Source organism: Streptomyces mobaraensis NBRC 13819 = DSM 40847 (assembly GCF_017916255.1).
GTDB lineage: Bacteria > Actinomycetota > Actinomycetes > Streptomycetales > Streptomycetaceae > Streptomyces > Streptomyces mobaraensis.
The window spans coordinates 3,236,605-3,259,201 of the sequence record NZ_CP072827.1; the positions used below are offsets into that span (position 1 = coordinate 3,236,605).

20 protein-coding genes and 1 pseudogene are annotated in these 22,597 nt (G+C 72.7%); 8 read left to right on the plus strand and 13 right to left on the minus strand.

Features of this window, described 5'->3' with window-relative positions; genetic code table 11:
- Positions 1 to 287: 287 nt before the first annotated feature.
- Positions 288 to 1,616, minus strand: a pseudogene (locus tag J7W19_RS13525) (serine/threonine-protein kinase); the annotation flags it as partial.
- 114 nt (positions 1,617 to 1,730) lie between these two features.
- Between J7W19_RS13525 and J7W19_RS13530 the strand changes: the two are divergent.
- On the plus strand, positions 1,731 to 2,879 hold the full coding sequence (locus J7W19_RS13530; RefSeq protein ID WP_004954676.1) for a serine hydrolase domain-containing protein: 1,149 nt from the start codon (positions 1,731 to 1,733) through the stop codon (positions 2,877 to 2,879).
- A 24-nt stretch (positions 2,880 to 2,903) separates the two neighbouring features.
- Here the strand turns inward: J7W19_RS13530 and J7W19_RS13535 are convergent, their stop codons facing one another.
- Positions 2,904 to 4,613 carry a glycerol-3-phosphate dehydrogenase/oxidase gene (locus J7W19_RS13535; RefSeq protein ID WP_004954671.1) on the minus strand — a complete coding sequence of 570 codons (1,710 nt, stop codon included), beginning with the start codon at positions 4,611 to 4,613 and terminating at the stop codon, positions 2,904 to 2,906.
- A gap of 422 nt (positions 4,614 to 5,035) precedes the next feature.
- Between J7W19_RS13535 and J7W19_RS13540 the strand changes: the two genes are divergently transcribed.
- Entirely contained in the window at positions 5,036 to 6,304 is a 1,269-nt protein-coding gene (locus J7W19_RS13540) for a nucleotide sugar dehydrogenase (RefSeq protein ID WP_004954665.1), read from the plus strand.
- A gap of 197 nt (positions 6,305 to 6,501) precedes the next feature.
- On the opposite strand, the gene J7W19_RS13545 is transcribed toward J7W19_RS13540, so the two are convergent.
- The 5 genes from J7W19_RS13545 to J7W19_RS13565 all read right to left on the minus strand — a co-directional run bounded on the left by J7W19_RS13545 (position 6,502) and on the right by J7W19_RS13565 (position 12,537).
- Positions 6,502 to 7,650 (minus strand): rod shape-determining protein, encoded by a 1,149-nt coding sequence (locus tag J7W19_RS13545; RefSeq protein WP_040892763.1) that lies wholly within the window; start codon positions 7,648 to 7,650, stop codon positions 6,502 to 6,504.
- 121 nt (positions 7,651 to 7,771) lie between these two features.
- Complete coding sequence (locus J7W19_RS13550) at positions 7,772 to 8,899, minus strand: GuaB3 family IMP dehydrogenase-related protein (RefSeq protein WP_004955655.1); 1,128 nt, start codon at positions 8,897 to 8,899, stop codon at positions 7,772 to 7,774.
- Between the two features lie 156 nt (positions 8,900 to 9,055).
- Positions 9,056 to 10,558 (minus strand): IMP dehydrogenase, encoded by a 1,503-nt coding sequence (gene guaB, locus J7W19_RS13555; protein ID WP_040892761.1) that lies wholly within the window; start codon positions 10,556 to 10,558, stop codon positions 9,056 to 9,058.
- 197 nt (positions 10,559 to 10,755) lie between these two features.
- Complete coding sequence (locus tag J7W19_RS13560) at positions 10,756 to 11,442, minus strand: sigma-70 family RNA polymerase sigma factor (protein WP_004955648.1); 687 nt, start codon at positions 11,440 to 11,442, stop codon at positions 10,756 to 10,758.
- A gap of 483 nt (positions 11,443 to 11,925) precedes the next feature.
- On the minus strand, positions 11,926 to 12,537 hold the full coding sequence (locus J7W19_RS13565; protein WP_003948568.1) for a response regulator transcription factor: 612 nt from the start codon (positions 12,535 to 12,537) through the stop codon (positions 11,926 to 11,928).
- A gap of 444 nt (positions 12,538 to 12,981) precedes the next feature.
- On the opposite strand from J7W19_RS13565, the gene J7W19_RS13570 reads away from it, so the two are divergent.
- Positions 12,982 to 13,302, plus strand: coding sequence for a WhiB family transcriptional regulator (locus J7W19_RS13570; RefSeq protein WP_004955645.1), 321 nt, complete (start codon positions 12,982 to 12,984; stop codon positions 13,300 to 13,302).
- A 270-nt stretch (positions 13,303 to 13,572) separates the two neighbouring features.
- On the opposite strand, the gene J7W19_RS13575 is transcribed toward J7W19_RS13570, so the two are convergent.
- Entirely contained in the window at positions 13,573 to 14,508 is a 936-nt protein-coding gene (locus J7W19_RS13575) for a LysR family transcriptional regulator (RefSeq protein WP_152264784.1), read from the minus strand.
- A 94-nt stretch (positions 14,509 to 14,602) separates the two neighbouring features.
- Between J7W19_RS13575 and J7W19_RS13580 the strand changes: the two genes are divergently transcribed.
- A complete protein-coding gene (locus J7W19_RS13580) occupies positions 14,603 to 15,307 on the plus strand; it encodes an MOSC domain-containing protein (protein WP_004955304.1) in 705 nt (234 codons plus the stop codon).
- 47 nt (positions 15,308 to 15,354) lie between these two features.
- The gene (locus J7W19_RS13585) at positions 15,355 to 16,128 is read left to right on the plus strand and encodes an SDR family NAD(P)-dependent oxidoreductase (RefSeq protein WP_004955301.1); all 774 of its coding nucleotides are present in this window, start codon (positions 15,355 to 15,357) and stop codon (positions 16,126 to 16,128) included.
- Between the two features lie 81 nt (positions 16,129 to 16,209).
- Here J7W19_RS13585 and groL read toward each other — a convergent pair whose 3' ends face one another.
- From groL to J7W19_RS13600, 3 genes are all read right to left on the minus strand, one after another.
- The gene (groL, locus tag J7W19_RS13590; protein ID WP_004955298.1) at positions 16,210 to 17,835 is read right to left on the minus strand and encodes a chaperonin GroEL; all 1,626 of its coding nucleotides are present in this window, start codon (positions 17,833 to 17,835) and stop codon (positions 16,210 to 16,212) included.
- A 119-nt stretch (positions 17,836 to 17,954) separates the two neighbouring features.
- Positions 17,955 to 18,263, minus strand: a complete 309-nt coding sequence (gene groES / locus J7W19_RS13595) for a co-chaperone GroES (protein ID WP_004955293.1) — start codon at positions 18,261 to 18,263, stop codon at positions 17,955 to 17,957.
- A 293-nt stretch (positions 18,264 to 18,556) separates the two neighbouring features.
- On the minus strand, positions 18,557 to 19,462 hold the full coding sequence (locus tag J7W19_RS13600; protein WP_004955289.1) for a polysaccharide deacetylase family protein: 906 nt from the start codon (positions 19,460 to 19,462) through the stop codon (positions 18,557 to 18,559).
- Positions 19,463 to 19,522: 60 nt separating this feature from the next.
- On the opposite strand from J7W19_RS13600, the gene J7W19_RS13605 reads away from it, so the two are divergent.
- From J7W19_RS13605 to J7W19_RS13615, 3 genes are read left to right on the plus strand one after another with little or no spacing between them, the layout of a single operon-like run.
- On the plus strand, positions 19,523 to 20,746 hold the full coding sequence (locus J7W19_RS13605) for an SAM-dependent methyltransferase (RefSeq protein WP_004955286.1): 1,224 nt from the start codon (positions 19,523 to 19,525) through the stop codon (positions 20,744 to 20,746).
- A 29-nt stretch (positions 20,747 to 20,775) separates the two neighbouring features.
- A complete protein-coding gene (locus J7W19_RS13610) occupies positions 20,776 to 21,408 on the plus strand; it encodes a Uma2 family endonuclease (protein ID WP_004955283.1) in 633 nt (210 codons plus the stop codon).
- 17 nt (positions 21,409 to 21,425) lie between these two features.
- Positions 21,426 to 21,812, plus strand: a complete 387-nt coding sequence (locus J7W19_RS13615) for a cytidine deaminase family protein (protein ID WP_004955278.1) — start codon at positions 21,426 to 21,428, stop codon at positions 21,810 to 21,812.
- A gap of 7 nt (positions 21,813 to 21,819) precedes the next feature.
- Here the strand turns inward: J7W19_RS13615 and J7W19_RS13620 are convergent, their stop codons facing one another.
- Both J7W19_RS13620 and J7W19_RS13625 read right to left on the minus strand, forming a co-directional pair.
- On the minus strand, positions 21,820 to 21,981 hold the full coding sequence (locus J7W19_RS13620; RefSeq protein WP_154080487.1) for a hypothetical protein: 162 nt from the start codon (positions 21,979 to 21,981) through the stop codon (positions 21,820 to 21,822).
- 44 nt (positions 21,982 to 22,025) lie between these two features.
- Positions 22,026 to 22,577, minus strand: a complete 552-nt coding sequence (locus J7W19_RS13625; protein ID WP_004955275.1) for a hypothetical protein — start codon at positions 22,575 to 22,577, stop codon at positions 22,026 to 22,028.
- Between the last annotated feature and the right edge of the window lie 20 nt (positions 22,578 to 22,597).

The window sequence follows — 22,597 nt, forward strand, 5'->3', positions numbered from 1 at the left end:
CTGCACCCGACGCCCGATCGGGCCGCCACCGACGGGCACTTGGCGGTGCCGCGCGGCTGCGTTCCGTCCCCGGCCCTTCACGATACGTGCCGAACGCGCCACGGCGGGGGCGTACCGCTCAGATCGTCGGACCTGATGAACCCCACCGAACACAAGGTGCACATCCGGCCGTTCGGACTCCGTACACAACACCGCCCACCGGTCCGGAGCTTCCCGCCCCGGCCCGCCGTTCATCCCGGCGGCGAGACGGGTCCCCTGGCTCCCTGCTCCTGTACGCCCTACTTCTGTACGACGAGGGCGATGACCGTCCCGATGACCGCCAGGACGACCACCGCCACCACGAGAAGCAGCACACGCTTCTGCACCGGGGGACGCATCCGCACCAATGTCTCGGTGTAGGCGCCGCCCATCGGCTCCGGCTCGGTGCGGGCCGCGGCCGCGGAGCCGGACGGCGTCGCGTCGCGCAGCGGCCGGAAGGCACTGCCGGACGTCTCGCCGTTCCCCTGACCCCCTCTGGAACCCGGCGCACCCGAGGAACCTCTGGACCCGAAGCCCCCGCCGGACCGCTCCGCGGACGCCGACGCGGCGACGGGCTTCCGCGCCGCTTTCCCGGACGCGGGCCGCTCGGGCCGCGCCGTCCGCTCGGTCCGCTCGCCGCCGCCGGCACCGCCGGCCCGGTCCGCGCCCTTCGCGCCGGCGGGCCCGGCGAGCCCCTTGGGCACGGCGATGGCCTGCGTGGCGTCCGTGGCGGAGTTGCGGGCGGGCAGCCGCTCGTCAGGCGCGTTGACGGCCTCCGTCAGCAGCGCCCGCGCGCCCGCCTCGTCCAGCCGCTTCTGCGGGTCCTTGGCGAGCAGCCCGTACATGACGCCTTCCAGCGGACCCGCGTTCTTCGGCGGGCCCAGCGGCTCGGTCATGACGGCGGTCAGGGTGGCGATCGCCGACCCCTTGTCGTACGGCGGGGCGCCCTCGACGGCCGCGTAGAGCAGCCCGCCCAGCGACCACAGGTCGGCCGGCGGGCCGGGCTTCTGGCCGCGCGCCCGCTCCGGGGATATGTACGAGGGCGCGCCGACGAGCATGCCCGTCGAGGTGACGGAGGGGTCGCCCTCGACCTGGGCGATGCCGAAGTCGGTGAGGACCACCCGGCCGTCGTCGGCGATGAGCACGTTGGACGGCTTCACGTCGCGGTGCAGGATGCCCTGGAGGTGCGCCGCGCGCAGCACGTCGAGGACGGCGAGGCCGACCTCGGCGGCGCGCCGCCACTTCAGCGGCCCGTCCTCGCGGATGACGTCGGCGAGCGAGCGGCCCTCGATGAGCTCCATGACGATCCAGGGCCGGTCGTCCTCGTGCACCACGTCGAAGACGGTGACGGCGCCGGCGCTGCGGATCCGGGCGATCGCCTTGGCCTCGCGGAGGGTACGGGTGATGAGGCGGCGCTTCTCGTCCTCGTCGATGTTGGCGGGGAAGCGCAGCTCCTTGACGGCGACGACGCGTCCCAGCGTCTCGTCGGTGGCCCGCCAGACCGTGCCCATGCCGCCCCGGCCGAGCACGTCGCCGAGGCGGTAGCGCCCGGCGAGGAGGCGCCCGGTCGTGCCCTGCGTCTGCTCCGCGTCCGACATGCGTCCCCTCTGGCATTCAGCTCTGCGACCAACCGACCCCGGCCGAGGGACCATTGTCTCTCATCCGCCGACCAGAGGAAGGCCAGGGTCCGGGCGACCATGGATGATGAGCGCATGCCGACGCGCAGTGCCTTCTCGCGCCTCACGGCGGCCATGACCGCGCTGTGCTGCACCGTCACGGCCCTGACGACGGCGTGCGATGGCGACCCTGCCCGCTCCCCTGTACAGGACATCGTTGCACGAGGTCCGGTTCCGGGCGTCGCCGAGCTGTCACAAGATGCTCACGGTGTCTCCCGGTTCACCACCGCGGGGGTCGCGGACCTGCGCACCGGGCGGCGCATCCGCCGCACGGACCGCTTCCGGGCCGGCAGCATCACCAAGACGGTCGTCGCGACCGTCGTCCTGCAACTCGCGGCCGAGGGCCGGCTGCCGCTGGACGCCCCGGCCGCCGGGCTGCTGCCGCGCCCGGCGGCGGCTCGGCTGCGCAGGGAGGAGAGCCGGGAGGGAAGCCGGGAGGGAAGCGGACGGAACGTCACGATCCGCCAACTCCTCACCCATACCAGCGGTCTGTTCTCCTATACGGACGACGCGGCGCTGCTCCGCTCCTCCTTCGGCGCGGGGTTCGCCGGTCACCGTTTCGAGACGCACCCGCCCGAGGCATTGGTACGGACCGCACTCGGCCACCGCCCGTACGCCCCGCCCGGCGCCCGCTACCACTACTCGAACACCGACTACGTACTCCTCGGTATGGCCATCCGTCAGGTGACGGGCCGTTCCTACGCCGAAGAGGTGCGCCGCCGCGTCATCCGGCGGCTCGGCCTGACCGGCACCAGCCTCCCCGGCACCCGCGTCACCCTGCCCGAGCCGCACGGCCGCGCCTACTCCCCGACGCCCCGGGGCGGACCGGCGGACGTCACCGACCTCAACCCCTCGGTCGCGGGCGCGGCCGGCGAGCTCGTCTCGACCCTCCCGGACCTCAACCGCTTCCTCTCCGCCCTGCTCGGCGGCGAACTCCTCCCCGCCGGCGCCCTCCGCCTGATGCGCGACACGGGCGCCTCGCGCGGCCGGTACGGCATGGGCCTCTTCCCGGTGCGCCTCCCCTGCGGAGTGACGCTGTGGGGGCACAACGGCGAGATCAACGGCTCGTACGCGGCCACGATGGGGACGGCGGACGGGCGGCACGTCCTCACCTACCGGGCCAACTCGGACGCGGGCGTGGACCCGGCGGCGGAGGAACGCCTGCTGAGCGCGGAGTTCTGCTGAGGCCCCGGCCCGCTCACGCCGCCGTCACCCCAGCGGCTGGATCTCCGGCGCCCCCAGCCGCGCCGCGTCCGCCGTCCGGTCGTCGGGCTGGAGCTGGGACTCCCGCTCGGCCTCCACCCGCTTCTCGTAGTGCGCGATCTCCTTCTCCACCTGCTCCGCGTCCCAGCCCAGCACGGGCGCCATCAGTTCGGCCGCCTCCCGGGCGCACCGCGTCCCCCGGTCGAAGGTCTCGATGGAGATCCGGGTACGCCGGGTGAGGACGTCGTCCAGATGCCGGGCGCCCTCGTGGGAGGCGGCGTAGACGACCTCGGCGCGCAGATAGTCCTCGGCGCCGCCGAGCGGCCGCCCGAGGGACGGGTCGGCGGTCACCAGGTCGAGGACCTCGCCGACCAGCGAGCCGTACCGGTTGAGCAGGTGCTCGACCCGGGCGACGTGCAGGCCCGTGCGCCGGGCGAGCTGCGCGCGGCCGTTCCACAGCGCCCGGTAGCCCTCGGCGCCGGCGAGCGGCACGTCCTCGGTGACGCAGTCGGCGACCTTCTGCGCGAGCCCGTGCACCGCCTCGTCCACCGCGTCCTTGGCCATCACCCGGTAGGTGGTGTACTTGCCGCCCGCCACCACGACCAGCCCCGGCACGGGGTGCGCCACGGTGTGCTCACGGGAGAGCTTGCTCGTCGCGTCCGACTCCCCGGCCAGCAGCGGGCGCAGCCCGGCGTAGACGCCTTGCACGTCGTCCCGGGTCAGGGGGACGGCGAGCACCGAGTTGACGTGTTCCAGCAGGTAGTCGATGTCGGCGCTGGACGCGGCGGGGTGGGCCTTGTCGAGGTCCCAGTCGGTGTCCGTGGTGCCGATGATCCAGTGGCGTCCCCAGGGGATGACGAAGAGGACGCTCTTCTCGGTGCGCAGGATGAGCCCGGTGGTGGAGTGGATGCGGTCCTTGGGGACCACGAGGTGGATGCCCTTGGACGCCCGGACGTGGAACTGCCCGCGCTCGGCGATCAGCTGCTGGGTGTCGTCCGTCCACACCCCGGTCGCGTTGACGACCTGCCGGGCCCGCACCTCGTACTCGCCGCCCTGCTCCAGGTCGCGCACCCGCGCCCCGACGACCCGTTCGCCCTCGCGCAGGAAGCCCACGACCCGCGCCCGGTTGGCGACGGCGGCGCCGTACGCGGCGGCGGTGCGCACCAGGGTGGTGACGTAACGGGCGTCGTCCATCTGGGCGTCGTAGTACTGGAGGGCACCGACCAGGGCGTCCTTGCGCAGGCAGGGCGCCACGCGCAGGGCGTGCTTGCGGGTGAGGTGCCGGTGGACGGGCAGCCCGCGGCCGTGGCCGGAGGAGACGGACATCGCGTCGTAGAGCGCCACGCCGGAGCCCGCGTAGAGCCGCTCCCAGCCGCGGTGCTGGAGGGGGTAGAGGAACGGCACGGGCTTGACGAGGTGCGGGGCGAGCCGCTGGAGCAGCAGACCGCGCTCCTTCAGCGCCTCGCGGACGAGGGCGAAGTCGAGCATCTCCAGGTAGCGCAGGCCGCCGTGGATGAGCTTGCTGGACCGGCTGGAGGTGCCGGCGGCCCAGTCCCGGGCCTCGACGAGCCCGGTGGTCAGGCCGCGCGTGGCGGCGTCCAGCGCGGTGCCCGCGCCGACGACGCCGGCGCCGACCACCAGGATGTCGAGTTCCCGTTCCGCCATCCGGGCGAGCGCCTCACCGCGCTCGGCCGGCCCGAGTGTCGCTGTCCTCACCGCTGCCTCCCGCTGCCGCGTCCGCTGCGTGTGCCGTGTCCCTGCGGGTGCCCGCCGGTCGCCGTGCCGGGCACCACCGGGTCCGTACGCCGATCCGCACGCCGGTCGTGCGCCGGCCGGTCCATCCGTCCTGCGGCCGGTCCACCGGCGCCACCTCCGATGCTGCACCAGATCCGGCGACCCGGCTGTGCCGGATACCCACGGGGGCCCGACTCACCCCCCGTCACACCGACCCCTCGACCCGCTTCCCACCACGGCCGTGACACGCATGGCCGACACCCGGCGCGACAATGCCCGGAATATGTCGTATATCCCCTTAACCTGATCTACGACATCGCCTACGTCATCCGATATTCGGGGATCGGTCCGGCGTCCCCGCCCGCAGGACCCCACGGCTCCTCACCGGGAAGGACCGCTCGCACATGCCCGCAGATCTCGCCGTCATCGGCCTCGGCCACCTCGGCCTCCCACTCGCCCAGGCCGCCACCGCCGCCTCCCTGGTCACCATCGGCTACGACCCCGACCCGCACACCGTCGCCGAACTGCGCGCCGGCCGCCCGCCCGCCGAGGACGGCGGCACCCTGACCGCCGCCGAACTCCGCCGGATGCTCGCCGCCGGCTTCCGCGCCACGACGGAGGACGCCGAACTCGGCCGGGTGCGGACGGCCGTCATCTGCGCCCCCACCCGGCTCGGCGAGAACCGGGCGCTGGACCTCGGGGCCGTCGAGGAGGCCGCCCGCGCCCTGGCGGCCCGGCTCCGGCCGCACACCACCGTCCTCCTGGAGTCCGCGGTCCACCCCGGCGCCACCGAGGACGTCGTACGCCCCCTGCTGGAAGCGGGCTCCGGCCTGCGCGCCGGCCGCGACTTCCACCTCGCCTACTGCCCCGGCCGCGCCGACCCCGGCAACCGGGACCGGAGCGTCGCCCGCGTCCCCAAGGTCGTCGGCGGCCTCACCCCCGCCTGCACCGAGGCCGCCGCCGCCTTCTACGGCCGCTTCTGCGAGAAGATCGTCCGCGCCCGCGGGCCCCGCGAGGCCGAGACCGTCCGCATGTGGGAGACCAACTACCGGCACGTCAACATCGCGTTCGCCAACGAGATGGCCGTCTTCTGCCACGACATCGGCGTCGACCTCTGGGACGTCGTCCGCTGCGCCGAGACCAAACCCTTCGGCTTCCAGGCATTCCGCCCCGGCCCCGGCGTCGGCGGCCACGGCACCCCCGTCGACCCCAACTACCTCTCCTACCAAGGCCGCAGCCTCGGCTACCCGCTCCGCATGGTCGAGCTGGCGCAGGAGGTCAACGGCCGCATGCCGCGCTACATCACCCAGCGCTGCGCCGCCCTCCTCAACGAACACGGCAAGTCCGCCCGCGGCGCCCGCGTCCTCCTCCTCGGCGTCGGCTACAAGGCCGACATCGGCGACCAGGAGGGCTCCCCCGCCCGCGAGATCGCCTGCCGCCTGATGGAACTCGGCGCGCAGATCGGCTTCCACGACCCGTACGTGCCGCAGTGGCGCGTCATGAACCGGCCGGTGCCGCGGGTGGACTGCCTGTACGAGGCGGCGGCCGCGGCCGACCTCACGGTGCTCCTCCAGCACCACCGGACATACGACTTGCAGGGCCTGGCCGTGAAGGCACAGCTCCTGCTGGACACCCGGGGGGCGAGCCCGGCGGGGGCGGCGCACCGGTTGTGAGGGCGCCCCTGTCCCGCCCCTTCGCCGCTTCCTGGGGCTGCGCCCCAGACCCCGCTTGTCGCGGCTTCGCCGCTCGTCCTCAAACGCCGGACGGGCTATATCAGCCCGTCCGGCGTTTGAGGACAACCGCGCGAAGCGTGGTTTCGGGGGTGCGGGGGCTTGCCCCCGCAAGAAACGGTGAAAGGGCGGGGCTGGGGCTACAACCGCCCGCTCGCGGGCAGCCGCGGCTGCGCGTCGAGCAACGTCCGCAACTTGGCGAAATCCTCGACACACCGCCCGGTTCCGACCGCCACACAATCCAGCGGCTCGTCAGCGACCAACACCGGAATATCCAACTCCCGACTCAACCGCACATCCAGCCCCCGCAGCAACGCACCCCCACCCGTCAACACGATCCCCCGATCCATGATGTCCCCGGACAACTCCGGCGGCGTCTCGTCCAGCGTCTGCCGCACCGCCATCACGATCGCGTCCACCGGCTCGCTCAGCGCGTGCCGGATCTCGTCGGCGGTCAGCGACAGCGTCTTCGGCAGGCCGCTGACCTGGTCCCGCCCCCGGATGGAGAACCGGTCGGGCGGCAGCAGCCCCTGCGTCTCCTCGGGGTCCCCACCCCCGTCCGCCTCCGGATGCTTCTCCAACTGCCGTGCCACGGCCGCGAGTCCGGCCGCCGTCCACTTCCCGGTGGGCGCCGCGGAGCCGATGCTCAGCTTGATCTCCTCGGCGGTGCGCTCACCGATGGCGAGCGCGTACTCCTTCTTCACGTAGGAGATGATCGCCGCGTCCATCGCGTCGCCCGCCGTCCGCACGGACCGCGCGGTGACGATGCCGCCGAGGGAGATCACGGCGACCTCCGTCGTACCGCCGCCGATGTCGACGACCATGCAGCCGGTGGGCTCGCTGACCGGAAGCCCCGCGCCGATCGCCGCCGCCATGGGCTCCTCGACGAGGTGCACGGCGCGCGCACCGGCCTGCGAGGCGGCCTCGATGACGGCCCGCCGCTCCACGCCCGTGATGCCCGAGGGCACGCACACCACGACCCGTGGCCGGGAGAACCGCCGGTTGCCGGTGACCTTCTTGATGAAGTGCCGCAGCATCCGCTCGGCTATCTCGAAGTCGGCTATGACGCCGTCGCGCATCGGGCGGATGGCCACGATGTTCGAAGGGGTGCGCCCGATGGTCTCCTTGGCCTCGGAACCCACGGACAGCACACTGCCGTCATCAGCGTTGACGGCCACGACCGAGGGCTCGTTGAGCACCACTCCCTTCCCCCGCACGTACACCAGCGTGTTGGCGGTGCCGAGGTCGATGCCCATGTCCCTGCCGCTGAACGACTTACTTTGCGCCATAAGTCGCCAGTATTCACCATCCCCGAACCTTTATACGGAGTTGACGACGGAGACCGGCCTCTCCGGACACGCCACGGGCCCGGCCACCAAGGTGACCGGGCCCGTGGCGTCCGACGAAACGTCAGCGGTTGTCGTGCTGCGACGGCGCGACCGTCACCTCGACCCGCTGGAACTCCTTGAGCTCGCTGTAGCCCGTGGTCGCCATCGCGCGGCGCAGCGCGCCGAAGAAGTTCATCGACCCGTCGGGGGTGTGCGAGGGGCCGAGGAGGATCTCCTCGGTGGTGCCGACGGCGCCCAGGTTCATCCGCTTGCCGCGCGGCACGTCCTCGTGGACGGCCTCCATGCCCCAGTGGTGGCCGCGGCCCGGCGCGTCGGTGGCGCGGGCCAGCGGGGAGCCCATCATCACGGCGTCGGCGCCGCAGGCGATGGCCTTGGGCAGGTCGCCGGACCAGCCCACGCCGCCGTCGGCGATGACGTGCACGTAACGGCCGCCGGACTCGTCCATGTAGTCGCGGCGGGCGGCGGCCACGTCGGCGACCGCGGTCGCCATCGGGACCTGGATGCCCAGCACGTTGCGGGTGGTGTGCGCGGCGCCGCCGCCGAAGCCGACGAGGACGCCCGCCGCGCCGGTGCGCATCAGGTGCAGGGCGGCGGTGTACGTGGCGCAGCCGCCGACGATCACCGGCACGTCGAGCTCGTAGATGAACTGCTTGAGGTTCAGCGGCTCGGCGGCGCCGGAGACGTGCTCGGCGGAGACGGTGGTGCCGCGGATGACGAAGATGTCCACACCGGCGTCGACGACGGCCTTGGAGAACTGCGCGGTGCGCTGCGGGGAGAGCGCGGCGGCGGTCACGACACCGGAGTCGCGGACCTCCTTGATGCGCTGCCCGATCAGCTCCTCCTTGATCGGCGCGGCGTAGATCTCCTGCATCCGCTTGGTGGCGGCGTGCTCGTCCAGCTCGGCGATCTCCGCCAGCAGCGGCTCCGGGTCCTCGTACCGGGTCCACAGGCCCTCGAGGTTGAGCACGCCGAGGCCGCCCAGCTCACCGATGCGGATGGCCGTCTCGGGGGAGACGACGGAGTCCATCGGCGCGGCCAGGAACGGCAGCTCGAAACGGTAGGCGTCGATCTGCCAGGCGATCGAGACCTCCTTCGGGTCACGGGTGCGCCGGCTGGGGACGACGGCGATGTCGTCGAACGCGTACGCCCGGCGTCCGCGCTTGCCGCGCCCGATCTCGATCTCAGTCACGTGTGTGGCCTTTCCTTCTACGTCTGCCGCACTCCAGTATCACCGACGCGCGCCACTCGGCCCGTCCGGTGTCCGGGGGGCGCTGGGAGCGCCGTCCCCGCGGGAAACGGGAAGGGGGCGGGGCGGGGAGAAACCCCGCCCCGCCCCCTTACGGGATCACCGACGCGAGTAGTTCGGCGCCTCGACCGTCATCTGGATGTCGTGCGGGTGGCTCTCCTTGAGCCCCGCCGAGGTGATCCGCACGAACGTGCCCTTGTCCTTGAGCTCCTGCACATTGGCGGATCCCACATAGCCCATGGACGCCCGGAGTCCACCGATCAGCTGGTGGGCGACGGAGGACAGCGGACCGCGGTAGGGCACCTGGCCCTCGATGCCCTCGGGGACCAGCTTGTCCTCGGAGAGGACGTTGTCCTGGAAGTAGCGGTCCTTGGAGAAGGAGCGCGCCTGACCGCGCGACTGCATGGCGCCGAGCGAGCCCATCCCCCGGTAGGACTTGAACTGCTTGCCGTTGATGAAGACCATCTCGCCCGGCGACTCCTCGCAGCCCGCGAGCAGCGAACCGAGCATCACCGTGTCGGCACCGGCCGCGATGGCCTTGGCGATGTCGCCGGAGTACTGCAGGCCGCCGTCGCCGATCAGCGGGACGCCCGCCGCGTGGCACGCCTGCGCGGCCTCGTAGATGGCGGTGACCTGCGGGACGCCGATGCCGGCGACCACGCGGGTGGTGCAGATGGAGCCGGGGCCGACGCCGACCTTGACGCCGTCCACACCGGCGTCGATCAGCGCCTGGGCGCCGTCGCGGGTGGCGACGTTGCCGCCGACGACGTCCACGTCGATGTTGGACTTCACCTTGGAGATCATGTCGAGGATGCCGCGGCTGTGGCCGTGCGCGCTGTCCACGACGAGGAAGTCCGCACCGGCCTCGACGAGCGCCTGCGCCCGCTCGTACGCCTCGGCGCCGACGCCCACCGCCGCGCCGACGACCAGCCGGCCCTCGGCGTCCTTGGCGGCGTTGGGGTACTGCTCGGCCTTGACGAAGTCCTTGACCGTGATGAGGCCCTTGAGCACCCCGGCGTCGTCCACCAGCGGCAGCTTCTCGATCTTGTGGCGGCGGAGCAGCTCCATGGCGTCCTCGCCGGAGATGCCGACCTTGCCGGTGACCAGCGGCATCGGCGTCATGACCTCGCGCACGGCGCGGCTGCGGTCCGACTCGAAGGCCATGTCGCGGTTGGTGACGATGCCGAGCAGCTTGCCCGCCGGGTCGGTGACCGGCACGCCGCTGATCCGGAAGCGGGCGCACAGCGCGTCCGCCTCGGCCAGGGTGGCGTCCGGGCGGACGGTGATCGGGTCGGTCACCATGCCGGACTCGGAGCGCTTGACCAGGTCGACCTGGTTGGCCTGGTCCTCGATGGACAGGTTGCGGTGCAGCACGCCCGCACCGCCCTGGCGGGCCATGGCGATGGCCATCCGCGCCTCGGTGACCTTGTCCATGGCGGCGGACAGCAGCGGGATGTTCACCCGGACGTTGCGGGAGACGCGGGAGGAGGTGTCGACCGCGTTCGGCAGCACCTCGGAGGCGCCCGGCAGCAGCAGGACGTCGTCGTAGGTCAGACCGAGCATCGCGAACTTCGCGGGCATCCCAGCGGCGTGGTCAGTCATGACACCTTCCCAAATACAGAGTTCTGCGGGCGGGCCGGGCGGGGCCGTCACCACCGGCGGCTGCCGCCGCGGGACCCGGAACCCCCTTGCCTCAGCGAGGACTCCCATGCTAACGGCCGTCGCAGGTGTCCCATTCCACGATCGGTGAGGATCGCGTCACTTGGACGTTCCCACCAAGACCTGCCGAGCGGATGTGCTCACTGTTCGGCGAGCGCCCGCAGCCTGCTCAGCGCCCGGTGCTGGGCGACCCGCACCGCGCCCGGCGACATGCCCAGCATCTGCCCCGTCTCCTCCGCGGTCAGCCCCACGGCGACCCGGAGCAGCACCAGCTCGCGCTGGTTCTCCGGGAGGTTGGCGAGCAGCTTCTTGGCCCACTCCGCGTCGCTGCTGAGCAGCGCCCGCTCCTCGGGGCCGAGGGAGTCGTCGGGCTGCTCGGGCATCTCGTCGGAGGGGACGGCCGTGCTGCCGGGGTGGCGCATGGCGGCCCGTTGGAGGTCGGCGACCTTGTGGGCGGCGATGGCCACGACGAACGCCTCGAAGGGCCGGCCGGTGTCCCGGTAGCGGGGCAGCGCGCAGAGCACGGCGAGGCAGACCTCCTGGGCGAGGTCGTCCACGAAGTGCCGGGCGTCGCCGGGCAGCCGCGACAGCCGGGTGCGGCAGTAGCGCAGCGCCAGCGGGTGCACCAGGGCGAGCAGGTCGTGGGTGGCGCGCCGGTCGCCCTCGACGGCCCGGGTGACGAGGGCGCCGATCTCGCCCGGCCCCGTCGCCGCGCCGGCGGGCGCCCCCGAGGGTGCGCCGGTGGCCGGGCCCGCGCCGGGGCCCGTCGAGGGGGCTGCGGCCGGACCCGTGGCGAGGAGCGGCCCCGGGGTCTCGTCGTCGCGCATCGGTCCATGGTGCCTGGGTGTCCGACGATCCACGGCACCGCCTTCATAGTTGTGCGTCGAACCGTTACGCGTCGGTGTCCTCGCACTCACGTCTCGCGTCGCCCCCTTCCGGGTATACCCGCCCCGCGCCCACGACTCCGCCGATAGCTTGGGCCCGTGCCGTATGACGTCCGGCCGTACGACAACGGGCTGCGCCTGTCCGTCATGAGGTCTCTTCTGGCCGAGCGAGAAGAGCCGGCCTCTGGCGGGGAGGAGTCACACCTCAAGGATGCGGCATCCGTCGGGCTTTCGGCGCCGGGCGTCGGCGCCGCGGGGTCGCCGTGCGCGTCACCCGGCACCGCGCCGGTCCCGGGACGTCCCGGCCGCGCGGGATCCGTCCGGCCCCTACGGCGCGTCCGGCGACGGCCCTGCCGACACCGGCCGTCGTCGCCCGAGGTGTGACCACGCGCCGCGACCGCGCGGCGCCGCGTACCCGCTCCGCCGCTAGCGGACCAGGCCCCAGCGGAAGCCGAGCGCCACGGCGTGCGCCCGGTCGGAGGCGCCCAGCTTCTTGAACAGCCGCCGGGCGTGCGTCTTCACCGTGTCCTCGGAGAGGAAGAGCTCGCGGCCGATCTCGGCGTTGGACCGTCCGTGGCTCATGCCCTCCAGCACCTGGATCTCGCGTGCGGTGAGGGTGGGCGCCGCGCCCATCTCGGCCGAGCGCAGCCGCCGGGGGGCGAGCCGCCAGGTGGGGTCGGCGAGCGCCTGGGTCACCGTGGCGCGCAACTCGGCGCGCGAGGCGTCCTTGTGCAGATAGCCGCGGGCTCCGGCGGCGACCGCGAGCGCCACCCCGTCCAGGTCCTCGGCGACCGTGAGCATGATGATGCGGGCGCCGGGGTCGGCGGAGAGCAGCCGGCGCACGGTCTCGACGCCGCCCAGACCGGGCATGCGTACGTCCATCAGAATGAGGTCCGAACGATCGGCGCCCCAGCGGCGGAGGACTTCCTCGCCGTTGGCCGCCGTCGTCACGCGCTCGACGCCGGGCACGGTCGCCACCGCACGCCGGAGCGCCTCTCGGGCAAGCGGGGAGTCGTCGCAGACGAGGACGGATGTCATGGCCGTCCTCCGCAGCTGATGCGCGTCACCTTGAGCCTCCAGGCTGGTACTGATCGTCACCTGCGCGATTGGCGAGACACCTGCTGAGCAGACCGCCGCGGACCATCTCGGACACCTGCCCGACCGCTGCATTCGCCAACCGCCTCCGCACTCTCAACGACGGTCACCCGAAAGAGTTACGGGCTTGGTCGGCCACGTTCGGCACTCTACGTGAGGGCCCGGATACGGAGCAGGGCGCACGGGGGGCGCTCGTCAGATCGTTCGAGTCGTGCCCCATTTGCCCGCTTGGAGCCGTTTTTCTTCACATTCGCGGACAACTGTGGCTAGATTCGCAATGAGTCATATTTTCATCTGCTCATAGGGATCCTGACGGGCCCGCCGGTACCACCGCGGTCCCACCACCGTCGCATCGATGCGCTTCGATCCGTTTCGAGGGGACACGCAATGGCAGATTTCTCCCGGCTCCCCGGCCCCAACGCCGACCTGTGGGACTGGCAGCTGCTGGCCGCCTGTCGCGGCGTCGACAGCTCGCTGTTCTTCCACCCGGAGGGCGAGCGCGGCGCCGCCCGCAGCGCCCGCGAGACCTCGGCGAAAGAGGTTTGCATGCGCTGTCCGGTACGCGCGGAGTGCGCGGCGCACGCGCTGGCGGTCCGGGAACCCTACGGGGTGTGGGGCGGACTCACCGAGGACGAACGCGAGGAGCTCATGGGCCGGGCGCGACAGCGGCCGGTGCCGACGGGCGGCACGAGCCCGATGAGCGCCTGAAGCGCCCGGGCCCCCGAGCGGGCCCCGGGCGGCCGAGCGGACACCCTCTGGAACCACCGGGTCCTCCGGGCCCCCAGCCCGGTCACGCAGCGTGTCCGGCTGCGGGGGCGCCCGCGGCCGGAAACCGCGCCCCGCGCGGCTCGTCCCCCACGCCGGACGGCTGAACCGCGCGCCCACGCCCGCCGCCCGGCCGTCCGTGGGCGAGGACGAGCGGCCGGGCCGCGCCACCGGGGCCCGGGCCGAACCCCGGACCGCGGCCGCGGGACGCGCTCAGCGGCGGGCCGCGGCCGCCAGCCGGTCCAGCATCTCCGCGACGGCGGGCACCCGCGCCAGGTCGGGCAGCGTCAGGGCCACGACCTCCCGCTCCACGGCCGGCTCCACCGGCACCGTCCTGGCCCCCCGGTGGCGTACCGACTCCACCGCGAGCTCCGGCATCACGGCCACCCCGAGACCGGCGCCGACCAGGCCGAACACCGCCGGGTAGTCGTCCGTGGCGAAGTCGATCCGCGGGGTGAAGCCCGCGTTCTCACAGATCTCCACCAGATGCCGGCGGCAGCGCGGGCAGCCCGCGATCCACGGCTCGCCGGCGAACTCGTCGATGCCGATCCGCTCCGCGTCCGCCAGCGGGTGCCCCTCCGGGACCACGCCGACGAGCCGGTCGGTGAGCAGCGGCCGGACGACGAGGTCGTCCTTGCCCCAGCCCCCGTCGGCCTCCGCGTCCACGCCGGCCGAAGCGCCCGCGCCGCGCGTCTCGGGGTAGCGGAAGGCCAGCGCGATCTCGCAGTCGCCGGCCCGCAGCATCTCCACCGAGCGCGGCGGCTCGGCCTCCTCCAGGGAGATCTGGATGCCGGGACGGGCGGCGCGCATCCCGGCGAGGGCGGTGGGCACCAGCGTCGAGCTGCCGCTGGGGAAGGAGACCAGCCGCACCCGGCCGGCGCGCAGGCCGGCGATGGCGGCGATCTCCTCCTCCGCCGCGGTGAGCCCGGCGAGGATGCCGGCGGCGTGCCGGACGAGCGCCCGGCCCGCCTCGGTGAGCCGCGTCTCCCGGCCGGTGCGGACGAGCAGCGGGGTGCCCGCGGACTGCTCCAGGGCCTTCATCTGCTGACTGACGGCGGGCTGGGTGCAGCCCAGTTCCCGGGCGGCGGCGGAGAACGAACCGGTGGTGGCCACGGCGCGCAGCACGCGCAGGTGGCGGGCCTCGATCATAGAAAAAGCATAAGCGGCGCTTGGGGGCGACCGGAAATACCGTCTTGCGGCTTTGGGGCCGCCGGGCCCGGCGCCCACCGCCTACCCTCGTCCGATGCGCATCCTCTCCGTGAACGTCGCCCGTCCCCGTACCGCCGCCGACCGCTCGCTGCCGGGCGGTCCCTTCACGGCCGGCCTCGCCTCCGGCATCGACAAGCGGCCCGCGGCGGGCCCGGTGGCGGTGGCCGCGCCCGGGCCGCAGGGCGAGGCGGGCAGCGGGCTCGCCGGTGACGCCGTCGTCTCGCTGAAGCACCACGGCGGCGACGACCAGGCGGTGTACGCCTTCGCCCGGGAGGATCTCGACCGCTGGGAGCGGGAGTTGGGCCGGGCGCTGCCGGACGGCTCGTTCGGCGAGAACCTCACCACGTCCGGCCTGGACGTCAACGGCGCCCGGATCGGGGAGCGCTGGCTGGTCGGGGACCGGCTGCTGCTGGAGGTGACCTCGCCGCGCGTGCCCTGCCGGACGTTCGCCGAGTGGCTGGGCGAGCGGGGCTGGGTCCGGCGGTTCACCGAGGAGGCCGCCCCGGGCGCGTACCTGCGGGTGCTCGCATCGGGGGAGGTCCGTGCGGGTGATCCCGTCACCGTCGTCCACCGCCCGGATCACGAGGTCAGCGTCGCCTTCGCCTTCCGCGCCCGGACGACCGAACAGGCGCTGCTGCCCCGTGTTCTGGCGGCGGGCGACGGGTTGCACCCTCGGCTGCGGGAGAGGGCGGAGCGGTACGCGGAGGCCGCGCGGGCCGCCGACGGAGTACCGGCCTGACGGAAGGCAAGCCGCCACGCGGTGTCGCCGGGCACTAACGTTCCCGTATGACGACTGCACTGATCACGGGAGCGACGGCCGGCATCGGCGCGGCCTTCGCGCGACGGCTGGCCGCCGAGGGTCACCACCTGGTGCTCGTGGCCCGCGACGAGAAGCGGCTGGGCGAACAGGCGACCGAACTCCACGACCGGCACCGGGTGGAGGTGGAGGTGCTGCGGGCCGACCTCTCGACGGAGGACGGCATCGCCGCCGTCGAGGAACGGCTCGCGGACCGGAAGCAGCCCGTCGATCTGCTGGTCAACAACGCCGGCTTCGGTAACAAGGGCCGCTTCCTGGAGGTCACCGTCCAGGACGAGCTGACCATGCTCAAGGTGCACTGCGAGGCGGTGCTGCGGCTGACCATGGCGGCCACGCGCGGGATGCGGGAGCGGCGGCGCGGCGGGGTGATCAACGTCGCGTCCGTCGCCGCGTTCGTGCCGCGCGGGACGTACGGGGCGAGCAAGGCGTGGGTGGTGCAGTTCACCCAGGGGGCGGCGCGGGACCTGGCGGGCAGCGGGGTGCGGCTGATGGCGCTGTGCCCGGGCTTCGTCCGGACGGAGTTCCACGCGCGGGCCGGGATGGGGACGGACAACATCCCGGGCTGGATGTGGCTGGACGCGGACCGGCTGGTGGACGCGGCGCTGAAGGACCTGGCGCGCGGTAAGTCCCTGTCGGTGCCCGATCCCCGGTACAAGGCGCTGACCGGTCTGTCGAAGCTGATGCCGCGGGGCGCGGTCGCCCGCGTGTCGTCCTCGACGGGCCGCAGGTACGGCCCCAACTGACCGGACCGGAGCGCGGACACGCCGGAGGCCCGGCACCCCCGACGGGCGGGGGTGCCGGGCCTCGGCGGTGGTGCCGGTGCCTCAGTGGGCGTGGCCGTGACCGTGGCCGTGGCCGGCCTCGGGCTCCTCTTCCTTCTTCTCGACGACCAGGGTCTCGGTCGTGAGCAGCAGGGAGGCGATGGAGGCCGCGTTCTCCAGGGCGGAGCGGGTGACCTTCACCGGGTCGATGACGCCGGCGGCGACCAGGTCGCCGTACTCGCCGGTCGCGGCGTTGAAGCCCTGGCCCTTGTCGAGCTCGGCGACCTTGGAGGTGATGACGTAGCCCTCCAGGCCGGCGTTCTCGGCGATCCAGCGCAGCGGCTCGACGGCGGCGCGGCGGACGACCGCGACACCGGTGGCCTCGTCGCCGTCCTTGCCCAGGTTGTCCTCCAGCACCTTGACGGCGTGGACCAGGGCGGAGCCACCACCGGAGACGATGCCCTCCTCGACCGCGGCGCGGGTCGCGGAGATGGCGTCCTCCAGACGGTGCTTCTTCTCCTTGAGCTCGACCTCGGTGGCCGCGCCCACGCGGATGACGCACACGCCGCCGGCGAGCTTGGCGAGGCGCTCCTGGAGCTTCTCGCGGTCCCAGTCCGAGTCGGTGGTCTCGATCTCGGCCTTGATCTGGGCCACGCGGCCGGCGACCTCGGAGGAGTCGCCCTTGCCGTCGACGATGGTGGTGTCGTCCTTGGTGACGGTCACGCGGCGGGCGGAACCGAGCACGTCCAGGCCGACCTGGTCGAGCTTGAGGCCGACCTCCTCGGCGACGACGGTGGCACCGGTGAGGGTGGCCATGTCGCCCAGCATCGCCTTGCGGCGGTCGCCGAAGCCGGGGGCCTTGACGGCGACGGCGTTGAAGGTGCCGCGGATCTTGTTGACGACGAGGGTGGAGAGGGCCTCGCCCTCGACGTCCTCGGCGATGATCAGCAGCGGCTTGGAGCCACCGGCCTGGATGACCTTCTCCAGCAGCGGGAGCAGGTCGGCGATGGCGGAGATCTTGCCCTGGTGGATCAGGATGTACGGGTCGTCGAGGACGGCCTCCATACGCTCCTGGTCGGTGACCATGTAGGGCGAGAGGTAGCCCTTGTCGAAGGCCATGCCCTCGGTGAAGTCGAGCTCCAGGCCGAAGGTGTTGGACTCCTCGACGGTGATGACGCCGTCCTTGCCGACCTTGTCCATCGCCTCGGCGATGAGCTCGCCGACCTGCTTGTCCTGGGCGGACAGCGCGGCCACGGCGGCGATGTCGGACTTGGAGTCGATCGGGCGGGAGGTCGCGAGCAGCTCGTCGGAGACGGCCTTGACCGCGGCGTCGATGCCCTTCTTCAGGGCGGCCGGGGAGGCGCCGGCGGCGACGTTGCGCAGACCCTCGCGGACCAGCGCCTGGGCCAGCACGGTCGCGGTGGTGGTGCCGTCACCCGCGATGTCGTTGGTCTTGGTCGCCACCTCCTTGACGAGCTGGGCGCCCAGGTTCTCGTACGCGTCCTCCAGCTCGACCTCGCGCGCGATGGTGACGCCGTCGTTGGTGATGGTGGGGGCGCCGAACTTCTTGTCGATGACGACGTTGCGGCCCTTGGGGCCGATCGTCACCTTGACCGTGTCGGCAAGCTTGTTGACGCCGCGCTCGAGGGCGCGACGGGCGTCCTCGTCGAACTTCAGGGTCTTCGCCATGGGTTACGTATCCTTCGCCGTGTCTCTCAAACGAACTGCGCCCCCGGCGCCCGGTTGTTGGACGCGGGTACCAGGGGCACAGAACAAAAGCCTCGAGAATTCGAAAGCTTCGGGGTGAACTACTTCTCGATGATCGCGAGGACGTCGCGGGCCGAGAGGACGAGGTACTCGTCGCCGTTGTACTTCACCTCGGTGCCGCCGTACTTGCTGTAGAGCACGACGTCGCCGACCTTGACGTCGAGCGGCAGGCGCTCGCCGTTCTCGAATCGGCCCGGGCCCACGGCGAGGACGGCGCCCTCCTGGGGCTTCTCCTTCGCGGTGTCCGGGATGACCAGGCCAGAGGCCGTGGTCTGCTCGGCGTCCAGCGGCTGGACCACGATGCGGTCCTCGAGCGGCTTGATGGCAACCTTGGAGCTGGCGGTCGTCACGATCCGACCTCCCCCTTCGGAGATCTCACGGGGTCAATTGTCTGAGGTGGCGACCAGGTGGATCCGTCGTCGCGGGTGCCGGACCTGCCCGTCGCTGTGTTTGGCACTCACCGGTGGAGAGTGCCAACGGAGCCGAGACTATGACGCGCTTAGCACTCGGTCAAGCGGAGTGCCAATTTGCGGTCGCGCGCCGGGGGCGTCCGGGCGCGTCGCACGCCCCTTCGCCCGGTGCCGCGCCGGCCGCCGGAGCACCGTGCCGCACCGGCCGTCAGGGCCCGTGCCGCCCCCGGCCGTCAGACGTAGTCCTCCAGCCGCGCCACGGTGAACCCCTGCCGCTGCACGCTGCGCACCATGTTGGCGACCATCTGCGTCATCGTCGTGCCCTTGAGCTCCGCGGGACCGCGGAAGTGCGCGAGCACGATGTCGCCGGGACGAAGCTTCCCCGCTTCGGCGTACCTCATGTCATTGATCTGCATGGTGGCCTCCCACAGCACGACGGCCTTCACTCCGCAGGAGCCGGCCGCCGCCAGGGTGGCGTCGTTGTAATTGCCGTACGGCGGACGGAACAGCTCCGGCCGCTTCCCGAACCGCTTCTTCAGCGTCTCCTGCTGCCCGCAGATCTCCCGCTTCTGCGCCTCGGCGGAGAGGGTGCGCAGGTTGGGGTGGGTGAGCGTGTGGTTGTGCACGCCGTTGCCGAGGGCGCGCAGCTCGTCGAAGTAGCCGTAGCCGCGCCCGGCGCGCGCGGCGCTGTCCGTCAGGAACATGCTGAACGGCAGCTTGAGGTCCTTGGCCATGCGCAGGAACGCCGGGTCCTTCTCGGCGCCGTCGTCGAAGGTCAGGAAGACGACCTTGTCCTTGGTCGGCACCCGCCGGACGATCTGCGGCGTTCCGCCCTTGTGGTGCTCGGTGAGCCGGGTGGCGGGCGGGGCCGGGGGCGGGGCAAGCGGCTTGTCGAGCCCCCAGCGGCGGTAGGCGGCGGGGTCGGGGGTGGCGGCGCTCCGCTTCTCCTTGGGCTGCTCGGCGGCCTTCGCGGTGCCGGTGGCCGTCCCGCCGCTCCCGTCCTTCTTGCCGTCCGACCCTGAGGAGCACCCGGAGAGCAGCAGGGCGGCGGCGCAGAGCGGGACGAGGGCGAGAGGGGCGGAGCCGCGTATTCGGCTGCGGGCTCGGGTTCGGCTTCGGCCGGTTCCAGACGGAGTCACAAGAACGATTCTTGTTCATTCATTCGAGTGATCGCACAGCGGATGAGGCGCGCGGGCGCGGTGCACGAGAATGGTGCCGTGCCCGCCCCGAACGCCGATACCGGCGCCCCCACCGCCGTCGACACCTTCGCCGCCCTCCTCACCGACGAGGGCCGCCGGCTCCTGGAGGAGCTGCGCGACCACGACCCGGCCCGGGAGCTGGCCGTCGCGACCCGGCTGCGCCGCGACCACCCCGCCGAGCTGGTCTCCGCCGCCCTCGGGCAGGCGCGGCTGCGGCAGCGGGCGGTGGCGAAGTTCGGTACCGAGGACGCGTACCGCATGTACTTCACACCCAACGGCGTCGAGCAGGCCACCCGCGCCTCCGTCGCCGCCTACCGGGCCCGCCGCTTCGCGGGCCTCGGCGTCCGCCGCCTGGCCGACCTGTGCTGCGGCATCGGCGGCGACGCCATCGCCCTGGCCCGGGCCGGGGTGTCCGTCCTCGCCGTGGACCGCGACCCGCTCACCTGCGCGGTGGCCCGGGCCAACGCGGCGGCACTGGACCTGTCGGACCTGATCGAGGTGCGCTGCGCGGACGTGACGGAGGTCGGGGTCTCCGGGTACGACGCGGTCTTCGTCGACCCGGCGCGGCGCGGTGGCCGCGGCCGGATCTTCGACCCGGAGGCGTACTCCCCGCCCCTCTCCTGGGCGGTCGAGGCGGCCAGGACGGCCCCGCACGCCGCCCTGAAGATCGCTCCGGGCGTTCCGCACGAGGCGATCCCCGAGGACGCCGAGGCGGAGTGGATCTCGGACGGCGGCGATGTGAAGGAAGCCGTCCTGTGGTTCGGCACCACCCCGGGCACCCGCCGCGCGACCCTTCTCCCGGCCGGCACCACCCTGACCGGCACCGGCCTCCCCGACCCCGCCGTCCGCCCGGTCGGCCGCTACCTGTACGAGCCCGACGGCGCGGTGATCCGCGCCCACCTCGTCGCGGACGTCGCGGCCGAGGTCTCGGGCGGCCTGATCGACGAGACGATCGCGTACGTCACCTCCGACGAACTCCACCCCACCCCGTACGCCTCGGCGTACGAGATCACCGACGTCCTCCCCTTCAACCTCAAGAAGCTCAAGGCCCTCGTCCGCGAGCGCGGCATCGGCGTGGCCGTCATCAAGAAGCGGGGCTCGGCGGTGGAGCCGGAGGAACTCCGCAAGAAGCTGAAGCTCGAAGGGGTGAACTCCTGTGTGATCGTCCTTACCCGGGTGGCGGGCGCCCCGACGATGCTGCTGGGGCAGCCGGTCCAGGCGTAGCCTGGCATGAGCGACAAGGGAGGACAGCGATGACCGCCGATCCCGTCACCGAGCCGGTGAACACGCCGCGCGAGCAGGACCCCATCGATCTGCTGATCGCGTTCGAGGAGGCGTCGGAGGCGCCGATCCGGGCCGAATACTTCGAGGGGATGCCGGTCGTGGCGCCGCAGCCTGACTTCGACCACGGTCATATGACCGGGGACCTCTACCACCAGTTGCGCTCCGCGGGCGTCGGGCTGGCCGGCTTCGGGATGGGCTTCCGCACGGGTCTGAGAAAGGGCGGCAGGGACGAGACCATCGCCTTGGCCATCCCCGACTTCTACGTCCTGCGGCGAAAGCCGACCGAACTGGACGAGGCGTACCGCAAGGCGCACAAGGGCTGGTACCCGATCGACCTGCTCGCCCTGGCCGGTGAGGTCACCTCCAGCAACCACGAGACGGACACCGGCCCCAAGTACCGCAGTTACGCCGCCGCGAAGGTTCCGGTCTACGTGCTCGTCAACCGGGAGGACGGCCGCGTGTACGTCCACTCCGAGCCCGCCGAGGACTCCCGGCACCCGGGCCGGAGCCACTACCGGACCACCACGAGCACCGAGCTCGGCGAAAAGGTCGCGCTTCCCGCCCCTTACCCGATGCTGGACACCTCCGTCCTGCTTCCCTGACGCCGCCGGGGCCAATCGTGCGCACGACCGACCACGAGCTCGTCGAGGCCGCCGCCCGCGTCGTCCGGGAGCACGCGTCCGGTGAGGAGCACACCGTGGCGGCCGCGGCGCGCACGGACGACGGCCGCGTCGTCACCGCCCTGAACGTCTACCACTTCACCGGCGGCCCCTGCGCCGAACTCGTCGTCATCGGCGCCGCGGCGGCCCAGGGCGCCCGTTCCCTGACGGCGATCGTCGCCGTGGGCGGCGACCGCCGGGGCATCCTTCCGCCGTGCGGCCGGTGCCGGCAGGTGCTGCTCGACTACTACCCGGCCATCGAGGTGATCGTCGACGGCGGGGAACCGCGGTCCGTCCCGGTCGCCGACCTCCTCCCCGGGGCGTACGTCACCGCCGAACGTCAGTAGCCGCTGGTCAGGCGTTCCGCGACCGCCATTCCGCCGCCTTCGCCCGGGCGTCCCGGAGCGAGAGGCCGGCGACCTGCGCCAGCGGGACGTCCTTCAGCGGGCAGTCGGCGTAGTGGGCGTCCCTTTCGCTCGGGGCGGCGTCGCAGGCGGGACACTGGCGCGGGGGCATGGCGCTCCTTGTCGCTGTGTCGGTCGGGTCGTGCTGTCGTGCGATCAGCCGGTCCGTCGGTTCCGCAGTGCGTCGCGCAGCGAGCGCACCGTCCAGGTGAGGAGAACGGCCACGACCGGAGCGGCCGTGGTCGCCGCGGCGCACCAGCGCCACGCGGGCGCCGCCGCGTGGGCCGGCGGGGCCAGGGCCAGGCTGCTGCCCACCGCCAGGCACAGGAGCCCGGACGAGTAGCAGAAGTCCGCTCGTCCGGCCAGCCTGGCCCAGGTGGAGTAGTGCTCCCGCTGGTCCTGGATCAGCTCCGCGTGGCGGTTGTCGGGCATCTCGGAGAGCGGGCCCCACCACGCTTCGACGTCGCCGCGCGAGTAGAGGTACTGGCGGGAGCGGACGCCCCAGACCACCGCCATGACCATGAAGAGCGCGGTCAGGGCGAGGGCCAGCAGCGTGGGGTCCGGCCAGCGGAACGTGTCGCGGTCCGTGATGACGAGGCCGAGCAGCGTGATGCCCGCGCCGCCCAGGAGGGGCGCCGCGGTCGTGTACTGCCCCTCGCGCGCGGCCGACCAGCCCAGTGGCGCGGGCTTGCGCCAGGAAGGATTCACGCTGCCCCCTCGACACCCGG

Excerpts from the sequence above, each read along its gene's own strand:
- J7W19_RS13545 (WP_040892763.1), bottom strand. The coding sequence starts at position 7,650 with ATGGCGCAAAGTAAGTCGTTCAGCGGCAGGGACATGGGCATCGACCTC.
- J7W19_RS13610 (WP_004955283.1), top strand. The coding sequence starts at position 20,776 with ATGACCGCCGATCCCGTCACCGAGCCGGTGAACACGCCGCGCGAGCAG.
- J7W19_RS13580 (WP_004955304.1), top strand. The coding sequence starts at position 14,603 with ATGCGCATCCTCTCCGTGAACGTCGCCCGTCCCCGTACCGCCGCCGAC.
- J7W19_RS13570 (WP_004955645.1), top strand. The coding sequence starts at position 12,982 with ATGGCAGATTTCTCCCGGCTCCCCGGCCCCAACGCCGACCTGTGGGAC.
- J7W19_RS13585 (WP_004955301.1), top strand. The coding sequence starts at position 15,355 with ATGACGACTGCACTGATCACGGGAGCGACGGCCGGCATCGGCGCGGCC.
- J7W19_RS13565 (WP_003948568.1), bottom strand. The coding sequence starts at position 12,537 with ATGACATCCGTCCTCGTCTGCGACGACTCCCCGCTTGCCCGAGAGGCG.
- J7W19_RS13620 (WP_154080487.1), bottom strand. The coding sequence starts at position 21,981 with ATGCCCCCGCGCCAGTGTCCCGCCTGCGACGCCGCCCCGAGCGAAAGG.
- J7W19_RS13540 (WP_004954665.1), top strand. The coding sequence starts at position 5,036 with ATGCCCGCAGATCTCGCCGTCATCGGCCTCGGCCACCTCGGCCTCCCA.
- J7W19_RS13560 (WP_004955648.1), bottom strand. The coding sequence starts at position 11,442 with ATGCGCGACGACGAGACCCCGGGGCCGCTCCTCGCCACGGGTCCGGCC.
- J7W19_RS13575 (WP_152264784.1), bottom strand. The coding sequence starts at position 14,508 with ATGATCGAGGCCCGCCACCTGCGCGTGCTGCGCGCCGTGGCCACCACC.
- groL (WP_004955298.1), bottom strand. The coding sequence starts at position 17,835 with ATGGCGAAGACCCTGAAGTTCGACGAGGACGCCCGTCGCGCCCTCGAG.
- J7W19_RS13530 (WP_004954676.1), top strand. The coding sequence starts at position 1,731 with ATGCCGACGCGCAGTGCCTTCTCGCGCCTCACGGCGGCCATGACCGCG.
- guaB (WP_040892761.1), bottom strand. The coding sequence starts at position 10,558 with ATGACTGACCACGCCGCTGGGATGCCCGCGAAGTTCGCGATGCTCGGT.